Below are 20,480 nucleotides of genomic sequence, written 5' to 3'. Positions count from 1 at the left end.
AGTTAATGTCGGCGACTTTCCTTGCTCCGGGCGGCCGAGCGGCCGTTAGTGTTCCCTCTGGATCTGGCCGGATTCCCGTTCGTATACCCCCTTTTCACTCCTCTTGCCCGGTGACGTCCGCATACGGGCGCCACCGCCCTGACCAAGGAGAGCTCGCCCGATGACTGTTGACTCGAGCCCGGAAGCGCAAGTGGAGCTGCCGCGGCAGTCCAGCCTGGGTACTGCGGCTGCCCGCAACCTCGCCACCACGACCAAGTCCGCCCCGCAGATGCAGGAGATCACCTCCCGCTGGCTGCTGCGGATGCTCCCCTGGGTGGAGACCAAGGGCGGCGCCTACCGGGTGAACCGTCGGCTGACCTACACGGTCGGCGACGGGACCGTGGAGTTCGTGCAGGACGGCTCGGACGTCCGGGTGATCCCCCGTGAACTGGGTGAACTGGCCCTGCTGCGCGGCTTCGACGACGATGAGGTGCTGACCGCCATCGCCGATCGGTGCGTCCAGCGCGACTTCCGGGTCGGTGAGACCCTCGTCGAGCGCGGGACGCCCGCGGACCAGCTGCACCTGATCGCCCACGGCCGCATCAACCAGACCACCGTGGGCAGTTACGACGACGAGGTCGCCCTGGACGTACTCGCCGACGGCGACCGGTTCGGGGAGAACGCCCTGCTCGACGAGGACGCCCGGTGGGAGCAGACCGCCACCGCCGAGACCTCGGGCACCCTGCTGACCCTGTCACGCGCCGACTTCGCGGCCGTCCTGGCCCAGGCGCCGACCCTCCGGGAGCACCTCGCGGAGTTCGCGGCGCTCTCCCGCCAACGGCAGAACCATCGCGGCGAGGCGGAGATCGCGATGTCGGCCGGCCACACCGGCGAGCATGAACTGCCCGGCGCGTTCGCCGACTACGAACTGAAACCGCGCGAGTACGAACTCTCGGTCGCCCAGACCATTCTGCGGATCCACACGAGGGTCGCCGACCTCTACAACGGGCCGATGAACCAGACCGAGGAGCAACTCAGGCTCACCGTCGAGGCGTTGCGCGAGCGCCAGGAGCACGAGCTCATCAACAACCGGGAGTTCGGGCTTCTCCACAACGCCGCCTTCAAGCAGCGCATCCAGACGCACTCGGGTCCGCCGACGCCGGACGACATGGACGAGCTGCTCTGCCGCCGTCGCGGGTCGAAGTTCTTCCTCGCACACCCCAAGACGATCGCCGCGATCGGACGTGAGTTCAACGCGCGCGGCCTCTATCCGGACCACGTCGACCTCGGCGGCCAGCAGGTCCCGGCCTGGCGCGGGGTCCCGATCCTCCCCTGCAACAAGATCCCGATCACCAAGGAGAAGACCAGCTCGATCCTCTGCATGCGTACCGGCGAGGAGAACCAGGGCGTCATCGGACTGCATCAGACCGGTCTGCCGGACGAGTACGAACCGGGCCTGTCGGTCCGCTTCATGGGCGTCGACGAGAAAGCCATCACGTCCTACCTCGTCAGCACCTACTACTCCGCCGCCATCCTCGTGCCGGACGCGGTCGGCGTGATGGAGAACGTACAGATCGCCCGCTGGCCCAGGTAGCGGCCCCGGCCCGCGAGGCCGCCCACCCCCCGAAGGAGCCATGGATGCACGTACTCGCCGATGCCGCGGCCCGCGCCCGCGACATCAAGGCCGCCATCGGCGGCCCGCCTCCCCTCGATGCCCCTGCAGCCGCGGCGCCTGCCCCGAGCGCCGGCCTGGAGCGGATCCTGCGCGGCCCCAGCGGCCTGGGCACGGCGGGCCTGCGGCTGATGCTGCGGGAGGAGCCGCCGACACCTCCGGAACCGCCGACGGCTTCGGAACCGGTGGCTCCGGCGGAAGGCACGCCGATCCCGGGGCTCTACTTCCACGCGGTGCCCGAGCCCGACCCGGTGCGGGTCGATGAGGTCAGCCGCAGGATCAAGTCCTGGGCCCTTGACGAGGTTTCCCTCTATCCCGATGACTGGGAGGAACAGTTCGACGGGTTCTCCGTGGGGCGTTACATGGTCGCCTGCCATCCGGACGCGCCCACCGTCGACCACCTGATGATCGCCACCCGCCTGATGGTGGCCGAGAACGCGGTGGACGACTGCTACTGCGAGGACCACGGGGGCTCGCCCGTCGGCCTCGGCGAACGCCTTCTGCTCGCGCACACCGCCCTGGATCCCCTGTACACGACGCAGGAGTACCAGCCGCAGTGGGCGAAGTCCCTGCACGCGGACGCGCCCCGGCGCGCTTACAGCTCCGCCATGGAGTACTTCGTCCAGGCGGGCAGCGCCACGCAGGCCGACCGGTTCCGGCACGACATGGCACGGCTGCACCTGGGCTACCTCGCCGAAGCCGCCTGGGCCCAGCTGGAACACGTACCCGAAGTGTGGGAGTACCTGGCGATGCGCCAGTTCAACAACTTCCGCCCCTGCCCCACCATCACCGACACCGTCGGCGGCTACGAACTGCCGGCGGACCTGCACGCACAGCCCGCCATGCAGAAGGTCATCGCCCTCGCGGGGAACGCGACGACCATCGTCAACGACCTGTACTCGTACACCAAGGAACTCGACGCTCCTGGCGTGCACTTGAACCTGCCGGTCGTGATCGCCGAGCGGGAGGGCCTCTCCGACCAGGACGCCTATCTGAAGGCGGTCGAGGTCCACAACGACCTCATGCACGACTTCGAGGCCGAAGCCGCGGCTCTGGCCGCCGCCTGCCCCGTCCCGAGTGTGCAGCGCTTCCTGCGCGGCGTGGCCGCCTGGGTCGACGGCAACCACTACTGGCACCAGACCAACACCTACCGCTACAGCCTGCCCGACTTCTGGTAAGAGAAGTTCCGGTAAGAGAAATGGATTCATCTGTGACCAGCACCGAACTCACCGCCACCTCCACCGGCACCCCCCTGCGCATCCCCGGCCCGGCGACGCCCTACCAGGGGGACATCGCCCGCTACTGGGACGGGGAGGCCAGGCCCGTGAACCTGCGTCTCGGCGATGTCGACGGTCTGTACCACCACCACTACGGCATCGGCGGCGTCGACCACGCCGCGCTCGGTGACGCCGAGGACAGCGAGAGCGAGAAGAAGCTGATCGCCGAGCTGCACCGACTGGAGTCGGCGCAGGCCGAGTTCCTCCTGGGGCACCTCGGCGACATCGGGAGTGACGACACCCTGGTGGACGCCGGCTGCGGCCGCGGCGGCTCGATGGTGATGGCGCACCAGCGCTTCGGCTGCAAGGTCGAAGGGGTCACGCTGTCGGCCAAGCAGGCCGACTTCGCCAACAGGCGTGCGCGCGAGCTCCGCATCCAGGACCACGTCCGCGCCCGCGTCTGCAACATGCTCTCCACACCCTTCGAGACCGGGCAGGCCGCGGCCTCGTGGAACAACGAGTCGACCATGTACGTCGACCTGCAGGACCTCTTCGCCGAACACTCCCGCGTCCTCAAGGTGGGCGGCCGCTATGTGACCATCACCGGCTGCTGGAACCCGCGGTACGGCCAGCCCTCCAAATGGGTCTCCCAGATCAACGCGCACTTCGAGTGCAACATCCACTCGCGCCGCGAGTATCTGCGGGCCATGGCCGACAACCGCCTCGTCCCGCAGGCCGTCGTCGATCTCACCCCCGACACCCTGCCGTACTGGGAGCTGCGGGCCACGTCCTCTCTGGTCACGGGAATCGAGGAGGCGTTCATCAACTCGTACAAGGACGGGTCCTTCCAGTACCTGCTCATCGCGGCCGACCGTGTCTGACGTCGGCTTCTGACCTCGGCTTCTGACCTCGGCTGAGAGGGCCCGTTCCGTTCCCGACGGAACGGGCCCTCCCGCCATCACTTCCAGCCGTACGCGTACGCGGCGACCCAGGTGATCTCCAGCTGCGCGCTGCTGCCGGGCGCCGCTCCGGGTCCTTCAAGCGCGCTCTCGTTCTGCAGGACCCAGGACAGCGGGTCGTCCGGCACGCCCCTGGTGTCGTGTCCCGTCTCGCGTCCGTCGACGAAGAAGCGGACGTGTCCGGGGGTCCACTCGGTCGACACCGTGTGCCACTCGGTCCAGTCGTCGGCGCCGCGGAACGAGCCCTGTTCGCCGCCGCCGCAGGGATGGTGGAAGGCGGTGAGGGAGCCGGTCCAGTTGCCCTCGGGGTGGTCCATCTCGCAGCCGCCGCCGTAGTGCAGCCAGGCCGACTTGTATCCGGGGGCCGGGTCGGTGACCTTGATGCGGGCGCTGTACTTGCCGTACTTCATCTGCATGACGGCACGCGGTACGACCGCCGCGGCATGGACGGGGCCGCCGTCGGCGGGCCGCCACATCCGGATGCGCATGCGGCCGTCGCCGTTCTCCGCAGGGCCCACGCTCACGGTGTCCTCGGGGTGGTAGACACCGACGACGTCGCGGCCGCGGTCGTTCGCCGTGTCACGCCAACCGGTCGGGTACGCCCACCAGTTGTCGCGGTAGTCGCCCTTGAGGCCGCCGCAGTACGCCGCGGAGGTGTCGGCGTGGTGGTCGCAGTCGCGGAACGCGCCGAGCGGCACCCGGTCGGCGTTGAAGTCCTCGGCGAGGACCTGCCAGAACGGCCCGCAGTCACCACTGGGCAGCTCTGTGCCGGAGGTGCCGGAGGTGGCGGCGCAGGCGTCGTCCGACCGTGGCGCTCCCCCGGCGCTCGGGATGGACAGCAGGGCGGCGAGCAGGGCGGTGCCGATCGCCGCGAGCACGACCGGCCTTCCTCGTCTCGCCGCCTTGTGTGATCCCATCGCGATGCCCTTCCTGGGAAGGGGTCATCCTCGCGGAGCGCGCGACGTCCCGCCATACCCGTGCGTCGCCGTGGAAGAACTCCTCACTGGCCGGCCCAGCGCCGCAGTGTGGCCTTGGCGGCGGCGGAGTCCTTGTCGGGAAGCGACTCGATGCGTGCCCGGTGGTTGGTGTCCGGGGCGACGTAGAGGTGTGCGTCGCGGCTGCCCCGCCCGAGCCGGAAGCGCTCGGCGGTCGCCACGTCGTTCTCGCCGTAGACGAAGAGGAGTTGGCTCCCGTCGTGCCGTACCCAGCGGTCGATGTCGGCCATGGCGTGCGGCTGGAAGCGGAGCGGGATGTCGCGGGGCACGTAGGTGCGTACGTCCTGAACGCCGGGGTGGCGGAGCAGACCGGTCAGGTGGGGGGTGCTGTACTGCGGATAGCCGAGCTGGGTGCCCAGTTGGTAGAAGTACGGCGTCAGCGGCTTGAGCGTGGTGTCCGTGAAGTTCGCGAGGCCAGTGGTCCGGTCGAGCCAGGTGTACAACTCCTCCGTCGAGGCCGTGGGCTTCGGGACGTCGGTGCACTGGGCGTCGCCGTACTGCCAGTACATCGGTACGGCCCGCAGCACGGCGAGTTCATACGCCTTGTCGGCGCTGCCGATGATCCCGAACGTGTGCCCCTTCTCGGCCGCCCACGTCGTGTACCGGGCCACCATCTCGGCACGCCGCACCAACGCCTCGCGCTGTACGGCCTTCAGCCTGGCGCGGCAGGCCGGTGTCCCCACGCGTTCGATGAACGTGTCGTACGCGCTGTCGTCGCGGTCGTTCACGTTGTTGGGGGCCGCGTAGACGACCGTGCCGTCCACGTCCCGGGGGTGGAAGCGCCGGTGGTAGACCGAGGTCATGCCGCCCTTGCTGCCGCCCGTCGATATCCACCGGCCGTCGTAGAGCGGCTTGAGCGCCTGGATCAGGCGGTGGTGGTCGTCGGCGGCCTGCCGGATGTCCAGCTTCGACCAGTCGACGGGCTTCGGCACGGACTTGTCGAAGTACCGCTGCTCGGTGACGATTTCATTGCCGTCGACGAGCTGGGTGGGCTCGGAGCGGAAGTCGGGGTTCGAGACGAGGCCGTAGCCGGACGTGTAGAGGACCGTCGGCCGGTCGGTCGACTTGTGCAGCAGTCTCAGCCGCTGCTCGAACGTGCCGCGCTCGGGGTGCCGGTGATCCACGGGCTGCCGGTAGGCAAGGTCGAACCAGCGCTTCCCTTGCGGGGCGGCCCGCTCGGCCGTGACCCGCATGCCGGGGATGGCCTCGATGCGCGCGCGGATGTCTCGCTCCGGCGGCCGCTCGGCGCCGGTGGCCGCCGCTGCCGGGGCCACGGCTCCCGGTAACGGGCCTGCGGTCAGCGGGAGGGTCAGCAGGCCGAGGACGACGAGGGCCATGCGGAGGCGGGTGCGGTGAACTTTTCCCATGCGGCAAGTCAAGCCGTCGGGGTGGGCCCGCGGGCCCCCTGGCCGGGTGAGCGGCCTCCCCCGTGCGGGGGGGGTGACTGCGGGCGGCGCGGCCCGGGGATCAGAAAGGGCCGACCCGGCGCCGGGTCGGCCCTTCCACTGCTTCCGCTCGACGCAGCCGGTCAGTCCGTGCCGGACTCCATCGCGGCGCGGTCCAGCATCGCGTCGTCCTCGGAGACCTCGCCGCGGGAGGCGATGGCCTCGGCGCCGCCCTCCGGCATGGTGCCGATCAGGCCGGTCGCGGCCGCCTGCGCGGCACCGATGGCGGGGCTGCCGGTGCCGATCAGGCCGAGGCCCGCGTACTGCTCCAGCTTGGCGCGCGAGTCGGCGATGTCGAGGTTGCGCATGGTGAGCTGGCCGATCCGGTCCACCGGGCCGAACGCCGAGTCCTCGGTGCGCTCCATGGACAGCTTGTCCGGGTGGTAGCTGAACGCCGGGCCCGTGGTGTCGAGGATCGAGTAGTCCTCGCCGCGCCGCAGCCGCAGCGTGACCTCGCCGGTGACGGCCGTGCCGACCCAGCGCTGGATCGACTCGCGGACCATCAGCGCCTGCGGGTCGAGCCAGCGGCCCTCGTACATGAGACGGCCCAGGCGCCGGCCCTCGTTGTGGTACTGGGCGAGGGTGTCCTCGTTGTGGATCGCGTTGACCAGACGCTCGTACGCGGCGTGCAGCAGGGCCATGCCGGGTGCCTCGTAGATGCCGCGGCTCTTGGCCTCGATGATCCGGTTCTCGATCTGGTCCGACATGCCCATGCCGTGGCGGCCGCCGATGGCGTTGGCCTCCATCACCAGGTCGACGGCGGAGGCGAACTCCTTGCCGTTGATCGTCACCGGGCGGCCCTGGTCGAAGCCGATGGTCACGTCCTCGGTGGCGATCTCGACCGACGGGTCCCAGAACTTCACGCCCATGATCGGCTCGACGGTCTCGACACCCGTGTTGAGGTGCTCGAGGATCTTCGCCTCGTGGGTGGCGCCCCAGATGTTGGCGTCGGTGGAGTACGCCTTCTCCGTGCTGTCGCGGTAGGGCAGGTCGTGCGCGACGAGCCACTCCGACATTTCCTTGCGGCCGCCGAGCTCGGTCACGAAGTCCGCGTCGAGCCAGGGCTTGTAGATCCGCAGGTGCGGGTTGGCGAGCAGGCCATAGCGGTAGAACCGCTCGATGTCGTTGCCCTTGAAGGTCGAACCGTCGCCCCAGATCTGGACGTTGTCCTCGAGCATCGCCCGGACCAGCAGGGTGCCGGTGACGGCACGGCCGAGCGGCGTGGTGTTGAAGTAGGCACGCCCGCCCGAGCGGATGTGGAACGCCCCGCAGGTGAGCGCGGCAAGGCCCTCCTCGACCAGCGCCGCACGGCAGTCGACCAGGCGCGCGATCTCGGCACCGTAGGCCTTCGCGCGGCCGGGCACCGAGGCGATGTCGGGCTCGTCGTACTGGCCGATGTCGGCGGTGTAGGTGCACGGGACGGCGCCCTTGTCGCGCATCCACGCGACCGCGACCGAGGTGTCGAGGCCGCCCGAGAAGGCGATGCCGACGCGCTCGCCGGCGGGAAGGGAGGTGAGGACCTTAGACATAGGAAGAGTATGCATCATCGCGTATGGTCATGCAAAGCGGCCGTCTTGGAGCTGCTTCAGGGCGCCATGTGCGGGCACCGCACCCCACTGGGCGGGAAGGCGGTCTCCGTCTCGTCCTCTATGGCGGCGAAGAAGCGCCGCCCCTCGGACGACTGCCGTGAGGTGGACCAGGAGTAGTCCGCGCAGCCGGCCAGGGCCGTGTGCAAGGCCTGGCGGCCCAGGCCCTGGCCCTGCCAGTGGGTGGCGACGGCGATGTTGCCGATGTAGCCGAGCCTGCACGGATGGCAGATCTGGTAGTCGAGGCGGCCCACCGACCGGTCGGCGATGTCCACCATGGTGACGGCCCTGCGGCCCGCGGGCAGCGTCTCCGCGACGCGCTCGAAGCGGGCGGCGACCTCCCTGGCCGGGCGGCTCACGCGGTTCTCGCGGTTCTCGCGGTGCTCGCGGTTCTCGCGTGACGTCTCGTAGAGCACGGCATGTCACTCAAGATGCCTCCCGCAGACAACGCTGTCGCAGAACATTGCCCGCACCCTAGCCACCCTTCTACAGCCGCGTAAAACCTGCTGGCCGCCGCCCCGCGCATGTCGGACCGCCCAGTGCCGAGGGGGGGAGCACCGGGCGGCCCGACGGTCAGGCGGCGTAACCCTTCGGCGGGATCAAGGTGGCGAGCTGATCGAAGGAGAGCCAGTAGATCTGGTTGCCGCCGAAGGAGGCGGGGTCGGCGATGAGGACGGTGCGGTTCGCGTCGTCGTAGCCGATGACCGTGAAGTAGTGGTAGATCGTCTGGTCCGGGGGATAGCCGGGCGGCTGGTTGCCGGGCGGGGCGACGATGTTGGCCACCAGCGGGTAGTTGTTGTCGATGTCCAGCACGATGTCGTTCCACAGCAGGTCCTTCTGAGCCTGCGTGGGTGGGTCGTTCGGCATCTCCTTGGTCTCGTACCAGCCGGTGCCGAGGTTGGCGTTGAGCACGCCCGTCACCTGGCTGATGTGATCGGTGCCGGCCTCGGTGGTGCCGAGCTGCGCGGCAAGGTCGCCCTGGCTCGGCGGGGCGACGCGCGCGGAGAGCGCGATGCGGGTGGCGGCGGGGCCGCACCAGTAGCCGGTCTCCTGGACCTGGTAGTCGACCGGGAGGGTGTGCGCGCTCGCGGTGTCGACGCCGCCGACGCTCAGGCGGGTGCCCGGCTCGTTGCGTCCGCTGACGACCGCGGTCCCGGCCTTCGAGCCGTGCTGGAGCACCGACACGGCGTTGGGGTGTGCGGGTTCCGCGTACGCCGCGGCGGGGCTGACGAGGGCTCCGATCGCGGCAACGGCGATCGCCGAGGCGACAAGTCTCTTGCGCATACGGGCTCCTGGGGTGAGGGGTGGTGGAGGGACCGACGTCCGCCGGTCACGGGATCGGCGGGACCGATGGGCCTTCTTGGGCAAGCAGGTCGCGGGCGAACTGCTCCCACTGCGCATAGCGGTCGGGGAAGGCCGAGACCTGGACGGCCTGGCAGACGTCGCCGGGCGGCATCGTCTGCCAGCCGTCGATCTGGATCAGTCCCGGATTGCTGCCGAAGAGCGCCACTCCGTAGAAGGACTTGGACGAGGTGGGTACGTCGGTGATCTGCTCGGGAGTGCCCCAGCCGGTGCTGGGACGCTGCTGGAAGATCCCCAGGGAGTCGTGGTCCACCGGCGTGAGGTAGTTGACGAACTTCGACTCCTGCATCGCGGTCATCAGCGCGATGACCTGGCCCTGTTCGGGGATTCCGGCGCCCTTGCCGACACCGATGACGGTGCGTGCGTTGGCGAGTTCCTCCGGGCCGAGGTCGGCCGCGGTCCGGAAGGTCCGCAGCAGTTCGGCATCGGATGCGCGGTGCAGGGCTCTGGCGGTCGCGCCGTCGACCACACGGTGCGGGGCAGCCCGTGCCGCTCCTGGAACGACTTCAGGCCGTGCCCGGAGGATTCCGCCGCTGCCGCGTGGGGCACGGCGGCCTGGGCCCGGCCGGGCAGGGCGGACAGGGTGCCGGCGAGGGCGAGACCGAGTGAGGCGGCCGCGACCGCGGTTCGGGTGAGGGTGAGCGGGCGGGTGCGGGTGCGGGTACAGGTGCGGGTGCGGGTGCGGGTGCGGGGAGTACGCATCGCCACTCCTTCATCGGATCGTCGATGCGTCCCCCGCCCGTGCGCGGGCACCCGCGCGGCCCGCGCCGCCTCGGCGGTGCGGCAACACGCCGCGCAGGGCGCTCTGTCGGGACATCACGCGGTGGGGGACGCGTGTGCAACAACCCGGCAAGCGTCCTGGCATGCTCACGCCATCCACAAGGAATGAAAGCTGAGGCTTACGACCCGCCGCGCTCACAACTGCGCAGCAGCGCACGTCCTTCCGCGGTCGCGACGTGGAACGACCGTCCGGCCCTGCGCACCGTGGTCACGAGGCCCGCCCCGCGCAGCACCTTCATGTGCTGGCTGATGGCGGGGTGGGTGACTGCCAGGAGGCGGGCGAGCTCGACCGTGGAAGAGCCGGTGCGGACCGCTTTGAGTACGGCGGCTCGGGTGTGCCCGATGAGCGCGCCCAGAGCGTCGTCGTCCCTGCGGTCGGGTCGCGCGGGGCGGGTCCAGTCCATCGCGTGGTCGATGGGGTACACCAGGACGGCGGCAGTTCGCCGTCGGCGAGCGTGACGGGCGTGGGCCAGCAGAAGAACGAGGGCTGGAGGGTGAGACCACGGCCGTCCAGGCGCAGCTCATGGTCCACGGGGTAGTCCACCTCCAACACCGGTGGATTCCAGCGGAGTTGGGGGCCGAGACCGGCGAGCAGGCCGTCGGTGCCGCCGTCGAGGAGACTGTGCAGACGCACGATGCGGTCGGCGTCGATATGGGCGTGGATGCGCGGCCAGAAGGGCGCGAGCGCCTCCAGGTGGTACGTGTGGAGGGCCTCCCCCAGCCTCCGCAGGGCCTCGCCGTCTCCCCCGGCCAACGACTCCGTCCAGCCCGGGAGTCGACGCGACGCGGCCACCCGCGTCAGGTCGGTGCGCAGTCGCGGCCGGGGTGTGCGCACCAGGGTGTCGACGGCCGCCTGGAGGGTGGCGCAGTCGCCGTGGGTGGGGGTGAGGAAGTCCGGCGAGTTGCCGTACGGCGGCAGCAGGGGCGGGAGAAGCCGGCAGCTGTCCGAGAGACGCGGCCCCGCCCAGCGCCGCCATGCACCGAACACCCGTGATCCATCACGTCGTTGGAGGGTTTGTACGCTGTTGCTGATCTCCCAGAGGTAGTCGGGCCCCGAGGCTACCCGCACCCGCGCAAGGTCCTCGGTGGTGAAGTACACCCGCAGCATGCCCGCCCCTCCCCCCTGCACCCGTACCCGCTCCCGCGCGGCTACTTCGGCGCGTCGAAATTCCACACGGCGCCGATCCCCGGGCCCACGACGAGGGTCGACCGGCCGATCCGCTCCTCGTGTCGGTACCCCACGGGCCCGTTGAGCGCGAACGTGACCTGCCGCAGGCCCGCTTGGTCGCGCGGCGCGGCGTCGAGCCGGACCGTGACGCCGCCCCGCGTCGCGACGGCGCCGTCGCCCACCTCTCGGACGGCGAACCCGCCGGCGCGCAGCAGCGGCACCGTGTTGTCCACGTCGCGTGCGGATGCGGCGAGGCGGACCGAGGTGACGTCGCGCATCGCGTGGTCGCGGTAGTCGTCGGGCAGATAGCGCTCGCGGCCCACGTCACCGGGGTAGTTGGGCGGTTCGGTCTTGCTGCGCGGGTCAGCGAAGTACTCCGGCCGGTACTCCATCGCCCAGGCGCCGAAGGAGTCGTACCGGTCCGTGGTGAGCACGGCGTCGTACCACGGCACCGGGGCGCCGTCGCCGAAGTCGCGCGTCTGCTGGAACTCGACCGGCTCGGTCACCCCAAGGTCCCGCAGCCGCTCGATGACCTTCGCCCCGTCACCCGCCCGCTCGGTCGATACGCCCATCCCCGCGGAACCGAAGGCGCCGTCCTGGCCCGGCAGATCACCGACGCCGAACAGTTCGAAGTAGGTCTCGCGGCCCATCAGATAGCGCCCGGTCCAGGTCTGTCCGTCGGAGCCGGTGGTGGTGCGGACCTGGAAGTCGGCGAACTCCCGCAGATAGGCGGAGTGCTCGATGGCATCCGCGGTCTCCCGGTCGAGCACTCCGTAGGCGTGATTGAAGAAGAGCAACTGCCGCCCCTGGGACGGCTTTCCTTCCTCGGCCCGCGCCGTGGTCGTGCCGACCCCGACCGTCCCGACGAGGGCGGCGGCGACGGCCACGGCGAGGACCATGACGGTCCGCAGCATGCGGTGAAGGAGCATGCGCTGGAGGGGCGTGCGCTGAACGGGCGTGCGCTGAAGGGGCATGCGGGCGATCGTAGGGCGGACGCGGTCCCGGTCGCCGTCGATTCGAAAGAGGCGTCGCAAAAACTGACGTCTGCCGGTCACCTTGCCCCAGTGGCGGGCCTCGGGAGCGGCCCGCGCGGGCGGTTACCGTTGCCCATCATGCGATCAAGCACAGATCGACTTCGACCCCTTGGAGAGCCCGTGGCCACCACCGCCCCTGCCCCGCTGACCGGCCCTGTCGTCATCGTCGGCGCGGGCATCACGGGAGCCACCGCCGCGCTCACGCTGCGCGCCGAAGGGTACGCGGGCGAGCTCACCCTGGTCGGCGACGAACCCGAACTCCCCTACCGCAGACCGCCGTTGTCCAAGGAGGTCCTCTCCGGGGCGCTGCCGCCCGCCCGTACGCTGCTGCGTCCCGCGGACAGCTGGGCGGAGCAGCGCGTCGACGTGCGCACCGGCACGGCGGTCACCGAGGTGGGCGTGGCCGGGCGGACCGTGCTCCTCGCCGACGGAACGGTCCTCCCCTACGAGCGGCTGCTGCTCGCCACAGGCGGCCGCCCCCGCGGCCTTCCGGGAACCGACGGCCTGCCCGGCGTCCACCAACTGCGCAGCCTCGCCGAGGCCGACGCGCTGCGCGGCACGCTGTCCGCGGGCGGCAGGGTGCTGGTGGTCGGGGCCGGTCTCATCGGTCTCGAGGTCGCGGCCACCGCCCGCGGGCTCGGCTGTGACGTGACGGTCGTCGAGTCCGAGCCGCGGCCGCTCGGCCGCGTGCTGCCCGGTGCGGTCGCCGATGCGGTCGCCCGCCTGCACCGGTCCGAGGGCGTGGAGATCCGCACCGGCGTGCGGCTCGAGCGCTTCGAGCGGCGGGACGGGCGGGTCGTCGCCACCGACGACGCGGGCGGCACGCTGACGGCGGACACGGTCGTCGTCGCCGTCGGCATGGTCCCCGAGACGGCGCTTGCCGAGCGTGCGGGACTGAAGGTCGACGACGGCATCGTCGTCGACGCCCACGGCCGGACCTCGGCGCCCGACGTCCACGCGGCCGGGGACGTGGCCCGCGGACCCTACGGGCCTGAGGGGCAACTGTGCCGGTTCGAGCACTGGTTCCACGCCCAGGAACAGGGCGCCGCGGTCGCCCGCAGCCTGCTCGGCTCGCCCGATCCGTACGCACCGAAGCCGTGTTTCTGGACCCAGCAGTACGGCAACAACCTCCAGGTCGCCGGTGCGCCGCAGGACGCCGACACCCTGGAGGTCGACGGGGACCCCACGGCACCCGGACGTCTCGACTTCGCGGTGCGGGCGTACCGGGACGGGGGCCGGCTCGTCGGCGTGGTGTGCGCGAACCGGCCCAAGGTGTTCCACGGGCTGCGCGCGGAGCTGGACGCGGCCCGGTGAACCGTCGGGTCCGTGACGTCGCCGCTATGCGCGTGCGAGGGCCGAGGCCAGCTCGTCCAGGTGCCGGGAGACCGGGCCGCAGCTGATCAATCCGCTGCCGGCGCCCGCCAGTTCGGCGGACGCCGGCTCCAGCTGCGTATGGGCGCGGCGCATCACCGCGTGGTCGCCCACGAGGACGGCGGCCCGTGCCACGACGCACCAGAGCGCCTCGAACAGCAGGTCGCGCGGCGGTGCGGGGATGTCCCGGAGCGCGGCACGGGCGCCCGCGTCGTCGCCGCGGGACACGAGCAGGAGGGGGCGCACCCAGGGTTCGTAGGGGCCCCAGTCGAGCTCCCGGTCCATCGCGGCGGCGTCGATCCTGGACGTCGCGTCGTGGCGGACGTAGAGACTCAGCCGGGCCAGCGGCGGCAGGCCGTGCCGCAGCCCCGGCATCCCCGCGCCTTCCAGGGTCGCGGCGGCCGCTTCGTACGCGGACTCCGCCGTCGGAAGGGGCGCTGTCAGGGACGTGCGCAGCGCCCGGTACCACGTCGTGAAGACGGCGACGAGGGGCAGTTCGTGCCGCTGGGACAGCCGGTCCGCCGCTTCCGCGTGCCGGTCGGCCCCGGCGAAGTCGGCGAGCGCGGAGCGCGCCTGCAGCCGGATGAGGTGGCCGAGCACCTCGTAGGTCACGAGGTTGTTCTGTTCGGACAGGGACACCAACTCGGCGCCGATCGCATCGCGCCGTGCGGCGAGGCCCGCCCGCTGGAACGTCTGCATGAATACGCCGTTCAACGCGAAGGCAAGCAGTGACGCGTCGCCCAGGTCCCGTGCGATCCGCTCCGACTGCCGTGCGGCCTGCAGGGCGCGCGAGTGGGTGCCCGACGCGCTCTGCTCGCCGGGGAGCGTGCCGCGGGACTCGACGGCGACCGTGGCTAGCAGCCGTCCGCGTACCGCGTCGTGCCGTCCGGCCGGAAGGAGCCGCAAGGTGCGTTCGGCGGCGCCCACCAGCCATGCGGCCTGTTCGGGGTCGTCCGACCGCGTCCAGATCGCGGGCACGTCGTAGATGCCGATGACGCGCGCCGTCAGTTCCGGGTCGCCCAGTTGCTCCGCGGCGGCCACGGCCGCGACCCGGTGGCGCCGCGCGGCCTCCAAGCCGCCGCCTCCGGTCACCGCCAGGTCGCGCATCAGACCGGCCGTGGACTCCAGGCGGGCGCGGGCCCGCGAGGGCACCGCGTTCTCGTACGCCGCTGCCGCCTGGGCCCAGACCTGGGCCGCCGTTCCGCCGGGGCCCGGGTCCAGATGGTCCTCCTGGCGCAGCATGTCCGCTTCGAGGCGGCGCAGCCGCGGGCCCGGGTCCACCCCGAGGTGTTCGCCGAGCATCCGCCGTGCGCGGCGGACCACGGACAGCGCGTCGGCCTGGCGTCCCGACCGGTACAGGGCGGTCGCGAGCAGATGCCAGGCGTCTTCGCGCCACGGGTGGTCGGCGACATGGGCGTCGAGGTCCGGCACCGCCTCGGCGGCCGCGCCAAGGGCGATCCTGCCCTCGGCGCGGCGCTCGACGGCGTGCAGGCGCAGTTCGGTGAGCCGGGAGCGCTCTGCGCGGGCCCACGGCTCATCCGCGAAGTCGGCGTAGGCGGGACCGCGCCAGGTCGCGAGCGCGTCGGTGAGCCGGACCACGAGCCGCCCCGGCGGGAGTTCGGCGGCGGACTCGACGTCTTTCTCAAACCGCCAGGCGTCGATGTCATCGGGGGCCGCCCGCAGCGCGTATCCCGGTCCCTCGGTGACGAGCAGGCGGGCCGGCGCCCGGGGCGGCCTGTCCGGCTCGATCGCGCGGCGCAGACCGGCGACGAACGTCCTGATCGTGCCGACGGCGTCCGCAGGGGGCTCCTCCCACAGGTCTTCCACCAGGCGCGCGACCGGGACGACGCGCCTGCGGGCCACGATGAGCCGGGCGAGGACCGCCCGGTGCCTCGGCCCCTTGAGCGGGACGGCCACGCCGTCCTCGTCCCAGGCAGCGACGGGGCCGAGCACCCCGAAGTCCACGTGCACGTCCCGCCCGCCCTTCCGTCCCACGCTGTGCTTCTCGCCGTACCCGCTCATGTCGATACGGACCCTGGCCCGCTCGACGCCGCAGAGGAAGCCGGCGAGCGCCGTGGCCGGCTCGGTCCTACCGACGCCGGTCGGCCCGAGGAAAGAGGAACGATCCGGTGGGCCGGTCAGGGTCGGCGATCCCGGCACGGGTGCGCCGCACGGCATCCGACACGACCCGCACGGCCTCGGCCCGCCGGCTTCAACGTACAGCGCGTTCATCGGCTGCTCATCGGGGGCCCGCAGGCTTGACGCATCGCGTGACCGAGACGCGGGCCCGGCGACGACCGCCGGCCGAATCCGGGACGCCGACCTGCGAAACCCCTCCGCACCGAAATGAGCGCAGCCATGGAACCCACCATCGACGGATTCGACCGCCACCGCGTGCCGGTGGCCGACGGCGTCACCCTGACCGCGGCCGTCGGCGGCTCGGGCCCGCCGGTCGTCCTGCTGCACGGTTTCCCCCAGACGCACCTGATGTGGCGCCATGTCGCCGCCGACCTCGCGGCCGACCACACCGTCGTCTGCCCCGACCTGCGCGGCTACGGCGACAGCGACAAACCCGTGGCGGAGAGCCCCGACACCTACTCCAAGCGGACCATGGCACGCGACATCGTCGCCCTGGCCAAGAGCCTCGGGCACGACCGTTTCGCGCTGGCCGGGCACGACCGGGGAGCGCTGGTGGCCTTCCGTGCGGGGCTCGACCATCCGGACGTGATCACCCATCTGGCCTGCCTCGACGTACTGCCCACCCTCGACATGTGGGAGGCCCTGCACGGCACGACCGCGGCCGTCGGCTTTCACCTGTACCTCATGGCCCAGCCGCCGGGACTGCCCGAGAAGATGATCGCCGCCTGCGCGGACGAGTTCTTCGGTCACTTCCTCGACGTGTGGGCCCATGACCCCGAGGCCGTCCCTGGCGAGATCCGCGCCGCCTATCTGCGGGCCTGCCGCGATGCCATGCCGTCCATCGTCGCGGACTACCGCGCTTCCGCGGGCATCGACGTCGACCACGACCGGGCGGACCGCGCGGCGGGCAACCGGCTGACCATGCCCGTGACGGTCCTCCAGCAGGACTGGGGCGCCGCACTCGGCTTCGAGGCGGCGGCGCTGTGGGGAGCGTGGGCGGCCGACCTGCGCCACTCCACCGTCTCGTGCGGTCACTTCATGGCGGAGGAGGCGCCCGCCGACATCGCCAAGGCCTTGCGGGACCTGCTTGCCCGCTGACCGTCGGCGGGGTCTCGCCGCGTGTGTCAGCTCGCCTGCTTCAATCCCCTGGCCAAGCCCTCCTCGTCCCACTCGACCTCCAGGATCCGCTCGACGGCGTCACGGTTGACGGGCCCGAACACATGGGGAAACAGGGTGCGTTCGGCGACACCGGGCGGCGGGGCGGGGGCCGCCGCCTCGTGTTCCACCCGGGCGGCGAGACGGTCCTCGTCGAGACACAGCACCAGCAGCGGCCGCGGCGCGCTCCGGTAGAAGGCGTTGACGACGGCCAGAGTTGTCTCCTCGTCAGGGGAGCAGTGGACGAACCCTTCCTCCGCGAGCGAGGCGGGTGCGTACGGGCGGTCGGTCTTGGCGCTCCACTCGCTGAGCGGCACGGCGTGGTAGATCATGCGCCGGTTATACCGCAGCGGTCATGACAAGGGAGGGTCCCGCGCAGGCCCGCCGGCGCTGCCGCACTCACCCTTGGCCCGCCTCCGCCAGGGACGTGGCGGCGCGGACGAGTGCCGCCACGTCCGTCGAGCGGGACTGCTGCGGCCAGGCGACGGCGAGGACCGCGGGCGGTGCGTCCGTGACCGGCCGGTAGACGACACCGGGGCGCGGGTAGCGGTCGGCCACCGAGACGGGGAACAAGGGGGTGACGTCGCCGAGGCCGACGAGCGCGAGGAGTTGGGCGAGGTCGTGGCCCCGGCCGCGGGTCTCGTCGATGAAGCGGTGCACATCGCCGGGGCGCAGGCCGAGATCGGCGAGCGCCACCTGGTCCTTGCCGGCGAGCGGGTGCGTGGCGGCGAGTGCCACGACACGCGGTTCGGCGACCAGCGCCTCGCTGTCCAGGCCGGTGCGGTCGAAGGGCTCGTGCACCAGGGCCACATCGGCTTCCCCCTGGCGCAGGAGCCGCGGCTGTTCGTGCCAGGCGCACAGCCGGACGGCGACGGGCACGGCCGCGGGATCGGCGGCGTGCCGCGCCAGGATCGGCTCCAGGAGTCCCGCGTCCCCGTCCGCCTTGACGGCCAGGACCAGCTTCGGCTCCGGGGAGGCCGCGCGCTGGGCCCGGCGGGCGGCGGCCCGCAGGGCGTCGAGGGCGGTCCTCGCCTCGGCGAGCAGCACCGTCCCGGCCGGGGTCAGCGTCACGCTGTGGGTGGTCCGCTCGAGGAGGGTGACGCCAAGGTCCGCCTCAAGCCGGCGGATCGCGCGGGACAGGGGCGGCGGGGAGATGCCGAGGCGCTCTGCGGCGCGGGCGAAGTTGAGCTCCTCGGCGACGGCGACGAAGTAGCTCAGCGGGCGGGACTCCACGCTCTCCCCCTCCGGTCGGTATTGCCCTGAGGGTAACAAGCGGGAGCTGATCGGTCCTTCAGTTCGGGCGCGCGACGCAGCAGGCTCGACGACATCCGGCGAAGCACCCGCCGAAGCCTCCTCAAACACCACCTGCCATCGCCAACTCGACTTACCCCTATGGGAGTTGTTCATGATCGTCATCACCACCCCGACCGGGCAGATCGGCCGCCAGGTCCTCGACCGTCTCCTCGACGCCCCCGACGGCACCCCGCCGATCCGGGTGATCGCCCGCGACCCCGCCCGTCTCTCTGAGCGGGCGCGCGAGCGCGTCGACGTCGTACGGGGATCGCATGCCGACCCGGCCGTCCTGAAGGAGGCGTGCGCGGGCGCCGACCGCCTGTTCTGGCTGGTGCCCCCGACGCCTGGGGCCGCCAGTGTCGAGGGCCACTTCCGCGACTTCACCGAGCCGCTGCGCGAGGTGACCGGGCAGCAGGGTGTCGCTCGGGTCGTCGGCGTCTCGACCCTGGGCCGCAGAGTGGCGAAGAACGCCGGGCAGATCTCGGCGTCGCTCGCCGCGGACGAGGCGATCTCCGCGATGGGGGCGCACTACCGGGCGCTGTGCCCGCCGTTCCTGATGGAGAACCTGCTGGGCCAGGCCGATTCGGTCCGCGCGACGGGAACGCTCCGCCTGGCGCTGGCTCCGGACCGCGTCCTGCGCACCTGCGCCACCCGCGACATAGCCGCCACGGCGGTCCGGCTGCTGCTCGACACCTCCTGGACCGGGCAGGCCGACGTCCCCCTGGTCGGACCCGACGACCTCTCCCCCGAGGCCATGGCGCAGGTCGTCGCCGAGGTCATCGGCTGTCCGGTGCGCGCGCAGCAGACCACCGGCGCGGACTACAAGGCGACGATGATGCGCTTCGGGGCGAGCGAGGCCTGGGCGCAGGGCCTTGCCGACATGACGGATTCCCTGAACGACCAGGGCTACTACGGTGCAACCGCGCCGAGCACTCCCGAGAACGCGCCCACGACCTTCCGTCAGTGGTGCGAGGACGTACTCGCGCCGGCATTCACGGATTGACCTTCCCCTCAAGGGTGTTGGAACGTTCGAGGATGACGACAGCCATCGCGCATCTCAGCGATCCGCATCTCACGACCGGCCCCCTGGCGGGTGATCCCGCCAGGGGCCTCGACCGGGCGCTCGGCCGGGTCCTCGCGCTCGACCCCCGCCCGGACTGCGTGGTGATCACCGGCGATCTGGTGGATCACGGCAGTCCGGAGGAGTACCGGACCCTCCACGAAGTGATCCGCCGGTTTCCCCTCCCCCTGCACCTGGTGGCAGGCAATCACGACGAACCCGATGCGCTGCTCGACGAGTTCGCCGGAACGCGCTTCGTCGGTGAGGGCAAACAGGCCCACTACAGCGTGGACTTCCCCGCGTTCACGCTCGTCGTCCTGAACTCGAAGGTGCCCCACTCAGGAGGCGGGCGTCTCGGAGCCGCGCAACTGGACTGGCTCGACGGGGCCCTGGCCCGCCGGCCGTCGACTCCGGCCGTCGTCTGCCTGCACCATCCGCCGATCGCGATCGGCATCCCGTTCCTCGACGGGATGCGTCTCGACGACGGCGAGGAGCTCGGTCGGGTGCTCGCCCGGCACGGGAATGTCGCCCGCGTTCTGGCGGGGCATGTGCACCGCCCCATCGTCGCCCCCTTCGCGGGCAGCACCCTGGCCATCGCCCCCAGCACCCACCTCCAGAGCGGCCTCGCGCTGCGCGACGGCGTCCCCAACTACCTCCCGGAACCCACCTCCTTCCTGCTCCACCTCCTCGTCGGCCCCTCCTGGATCACCCACACCGTGCCGGTCAGCCACGCCGCGGCGCCGATCGGCGGTTACTAGGCGCTCCGCGGGGAGTGCGGTATTCGTCCGCGAGTCCGTCGTGGCTGGTCGCGCAGTTCCTCGCGCCCCTTCGGGGCACTTCCCGTACGTCCGGGTCGACGTCGTCGGTGCGCAGGGCCTTGCGCTGCTCGCCGAGGTCGAGGAGGACGCCGCCGGACGCGTACTGGTCGATCTGCCGGTAGTCGAGCTGCATCACGTCGGGGGCGTCGCCGCCGGCCGCCTGCGTTGCGAGCTTCTGTTTGTACGCCTCGTATCCGGCGAAGGAGGTCTGCACCTCGACTCCGGGGTGCTCCTTCTCGAACAGTGCGACGGCTTCCTGGGTGCGGGCCGCCCGGTCAGGGGTGCCCCACCACGTGTAGCGCAGCACGGTCCGGCCGCCGCCGCTCGATTCGTCCGAGCCGCCGTAGCCGGTGAGCAGTGCACTGAGCGTGAGCACCGCGACCGTCGCGCAGGACCACTTCGTCCTGTTTCCGGGCATGCCGATGACGCCTCTCCTCTCTGGTTTCT

At 71.5% G+C, this 20,480-nt stretch carries 16 protein-coding genes and 4 pseudogenes; 7 read left to right on the top strand and 13 right to left on the bottom strand.

The features are described from left to right. The first annotated feature begins 160 nt into the window (after positions 1-160). The 3 genes from OG453_RS37160 to OG453_RS37150 are packed head-to-tail and all read left to right on the top strand — an operon-like array spanning position 161 to position 3,749. Complete coding sequence (locus tag OG453_RS37160) at positions 161-1,573, top strand: family 2B encapsulin nanocompartment shell protein (protein ID WP_266872940.1); 1,413 nt, start codon at positions 161-163, stop codon at positions 1,571-1,573. A 44-nt stretch (positions 1,574-1,617) separates the two neighbouring features. Continuing rightward, entirely contained in the window at positions 1,618-2,829 is a 1,212-nt protein-coding gene (locus OG453_RS37155; protein ID WP_266872939.1) for a family 2 encapsulin nanocompartment cargo protein terpene cyclase, read from the top strand. 20 nt (positions 2,830-2,849) lie between these two features. Further along, positions 2,850-3,749, top strand: coding sequence for a geranyl diphosphate 2-C-methyltransferase (locus tag OG453_RS37150; protein WP_266872938.1), 900 nt, complete (start codon positions 2,850-2,852; stop codon positions 3,747-3,749). 77 nt (positions 3,750-3,826) lie between these two features. Here OG453_RS37150 and OG453_RS37145 read toward each other — a convergent pair whose 3' ends face one another. The 8 genes and pseudogenes from OG453_RS37145 to OG453_RS37110 all read right to left on the bottom strand — a co-directional run bounded on the left by OG453_RS37145 (position 3,827) and on the right by OG453_RS37110 (position 12,077). Beyond that, a complete protein-coding gene (locus tag OG453_RS37145) occupies positions 3,827-4,744 on the bottom strand; it encodes a glycoside hydrolase family 16 protein (RefSeq protein WP_266872937.1) in 918 nt (305 codons plus the stop codon). An 83-nt stretch (positions 4,745-4,827) separates the two neighbouring features. Next, positions 4,828-6,189: a S28 family serine protease gene (locus OG453_RS37140; protein WP_266872936.1), complete on the bottom strand. Its 1,362-nt coding sequence runs from the start codon at positions 6,187-6,189 to the stop codon at positions 4,828-4,830. 161 nt (positions 6,190-6,350) lie between these two features. Next, entirely contained in the window at positions 6,351-7,796 is a 1,446-nt protein-coding gene (gene argG, locus OG453_RS37135; RefSeq protein ID WP_266872935.1) for an argininosuccinate synthase, read from the bottom strand. A 56-nt stretch (positions 7,797-7,852) separates the two neighbouring features. Further along, positions 7,853-8,269 (bottom strand): GNAT family N-acetyltransferase, encoded by a 417-nt coding sequence (locus tag OG453_RS37130; RefSeq protein ID WP_266872934.1) that lies wholly within the window; start codon positions 8,267-8,269, stop codon positions 7,853-7,855. A 157-nt stretch (positions 8,270-8,426) separates the two neighbouring features. Further along, the gene (locus OG453_RS37125) at positions 8,427-9,137 is read right to left on the bottom strand and encodes a C39 family peptidase (RefSeq protein WP_266872933.1); all 711 of its coding nucleotides are present in this window, start codon (positions 9,135-9,137) and stop codon (positions 8,427-8,429) included. Positions 9,138-9,183: 46 nt separating this feature from the next. Beyond that, positions 9,184-9,788 (bottom strand): annotated as a pseudogene (locus OG453_RS37120) (peptidoglycan-binding protein). 326 nt (positions 9,789-10,114) lie between these two features. Continuing rightward, positions 10,115-11,103 (bottom strand): annotated as a pseudogene (locus OG453_RS37115) (ArsR/SmtB family transcription factor). A gap of 41 nt (positions 11,104-11,144) precedes the next feature. Next, positions 11,145-12,077 carry a DUF5829 family protein gene (locus tag OG453_RS37110; RefSeq protein ID WP_266873268.1) on the bottom strand — a complete coding sequence of 311 codons (933 nt, stop codon included), beginning with the start codon at positions 12,075-12,077 and terminating at the stop codon, positions 11,145-11,147. A gap of 240 nt (positions 12,078-12,317) precedes the next feature. Between OG453_RS37110 and OG453_RS37105 the strand changes: the two genes are divergently transcribed. After that, a complete protein-coding gene (locus tag OG453_RS37105) occupies positions 12,318-13,511 on the top strand; it encodes an NAD(P)/FAD-dependent oxidoreductase (RefSeq protein WP_266872932.1) in 1,194 nt (397 codons plus the stop codon). 24 nt (positions 13,512-13,535) lie between these two features. Here OG453_RS37105 and OG453_RS37100 read toward each other — a convergent pair whose 3' ends face one another. Together OG453_RS37100 and OG453_RS37095 are read right to left on the bottom strand one after the other, a co-directional pair. Beyond that, positions 13,536-15,539, bottom strand: a complete 2,004-nt coding sequence (locus tag OG453_RS37100; protein WP_266873267.1) for a BTAD domain-containing putative transcriptional regulator — start codon at positions 15,537-15,539, stop codon at positions 13,536-13,538. 15 nt (positions 15,540-15,554) lie between these two features. Then, positions 15,555-15,774 (bottom strand): annotated as a pseudogene (locus OG453_RS37095) (AAA family ATPase); the annotation flags it as partial. A 152-nt stretch (positions 15,775-15,926) separates the two neighbouring features. On the opposite strand from OG453_RS37095, the gene OG453_RS37090 reads away from it, so the two are divergent. Then, on the top strand, positions 15,927-16,805 hold the full coding sequence (locus OG453_RS37090; RefSeq protein WP_266872931.1) for an alpha/beta fold hydrolase: 879 nt from the start codon (positions 15,927-15,929) through the stop codon (positions 16,803-16,805). A gap of 26 nt (positions 16,806-16,831) precedes the next feature. Here OG453_RS37090 and OG453_RS37085 read toward each other — a convergent pair whose 3' ends face one another. Both OG453_RS37085 and OG453_RS37080 read right to left on the bottom strand, forming a co-directional pair. Beyond that, positions 16,832-17,194, bottom strand: a complete 363-nt coding sequence (locus OG453_RS37085; protein ID WP_266872930.1) for a DUF952 domain-containing protein — start codon at positions 17,192-17,194, stop codon at positions 16,832-16,834. Between the two features lie 67 nt (positions 17,195-17,261). Next, positions 17,262-18,095, bottom strand: coding sequence for a LysR family transcriptional regulator (locus OG453_RS37080; protein ID WP_266872929.1), 834 nt, complete (start codon positions 18,093-18,095; stop codon positions 17,262-17,264). 172 nt (positions 18,096-18,267) lie between these two features. Between OG453_RS37080 and OG453_RS37075 the strand changes: the two genes are divergently transcribed. Together OG453_RS37075 and OG453_RS37070 are read left to right on the top strand one after the other, a co-directional pair. Further along, a complete protein-coding gene (locus tag OG453_RS37075) occupies positions 18,268-19,158 on the top strand; it encodes an NAD(P)H-binding protein (RefSeq protein WP_266872928.1) in 891 nt (296 codons plus the stop codon). Between the two features lie 32 nt (positions 19,159-19,190). Further along, the gene (locus OG453_RS37070; protein ID WP_266872927.1) at positions 19,191-19,973 is read left to right on the top strand and encodes a phosphodiesterase; all 783 of its coding nucleotides are present in this window, start codon (positions 19,191-19,193) and stop codon (positions 19,971-19,973) included. A gap of 94 nt (positions 19,974-20,067) precedes the next feature. On the opposite strand, the pseudogene OG453_RS37065 reads toward OG453_RS37070, so the two are convergent. Further along, positions 20,068-20,451, bottom strand: a pseudogene (locus tag OG453_RS37065) (ABC transporter substrate-binding protein); the annotation flags it as partial. Positions 20,452-20,480 lie beyond the last annotated feature (29 nt).

Origin of the sequence: Streptomyces sp. NBC_01381, from assembly GCF_026340305.1 — a bacterium.
Taxonomy (GTDB): domain Bacteria; phylum Actinomycetota; class Actinomycetes; order Streptomycetales; family Streptomycetaceae; genus Streptomyces.
The sequence above is the reverse complement of the archived record's forward strand: the minus strand, read 5'-3'. Positions and strand labels throughout refer to the sequence as shown.

Excerpts from the sequence above, each read along its gene's own strand:
- OG453_RS37160 (WP_266872940.1), top strand. The coding sequence starts at position 161 with ATGACTGTTGACTCGAGCCCGGAAGCGCAAGTGGAGCTGCCGCGGCAG.
- OG453_RS37155 (WP_266872939.1), top strand. The coding sequence starts at position 1,618 with ATGCACGTACTCGCCGATGCCGCGGCCCGCGCCCGCGACATCAAGGCC.
- OG453_RS37150 (WP_266872938.1), top strand. The coding sequence starts at position 2,850 with ATGGATTCATCTGTGACCAGCACCGAACTCACCGCCACCTCCACCGGC.
- OG453_RS37145 (WP_266872937.1), bottom strand. The coding sequence starts at position 4,744 with ATGGGATCACACAAGGCGGCGAGACGAGGAAGGCCGGTCGTGCTCGCG.
- OG453_RS37140 (WP_266872936.1), bottom strand. The coding sequence starts at position 6,189 with ATGGGAAAAGTTCACCGCACCCGCCTCCGCATGGCCCTCGTCGTCCTC.
- argG (WP_266872935.1), bottom strand. The coding sequence starts at position 7,796 with ATGTCTAAGGTCCTCACCTCCCTTCCCGCCGGCGAGCGCGTCGGCATC.
- OG453_RS37125 (WP_266872933.1), bottom strand. The coding sequence starts at position 9,137 with ATGCGCAAGAGACTTGTCGCCTCGGCGATCGCCGTTGCCGCGATCGGA.
- OG453_RS37110 (WP_266873268.1), bottom strand. The coding sequence starts at position 12,077 with ATGCTGCGGACCGTCATGGTCCTCGCCGTGGCCGTCGCCGCCGCCCTC.
- OG453_RS37090 (WP_266872931.1), top strand. The coding sequence starts at position 15,927 with ATGGAACCCACCATCGACGGATTCGACCGCCACCGCGTGCCGGTGGCC.
- OG453_RS37085 (WP_266872930.1), bottom strand. The coding sequence starts at position 17,194 with ATGATCTACCACGCCGTGCCGCTCAGCGAGTGGAGCGCCAAGACCGAC.
- OG453_RS37075 (WP_266872928.1), top strand. The coding sequence starts at position 18,268 with ATGATCGTCATCACCACCCCGACCGGGCAGATCGGCCGCCAGGTCCTC.
- OG453_RS37070 (WP_266872927.1), top strand. The coding sequence starts at position 19,191 with ATGACGACAGCCATCGCGCATCTCAGCGATCCGCATCTCACGACCGGC.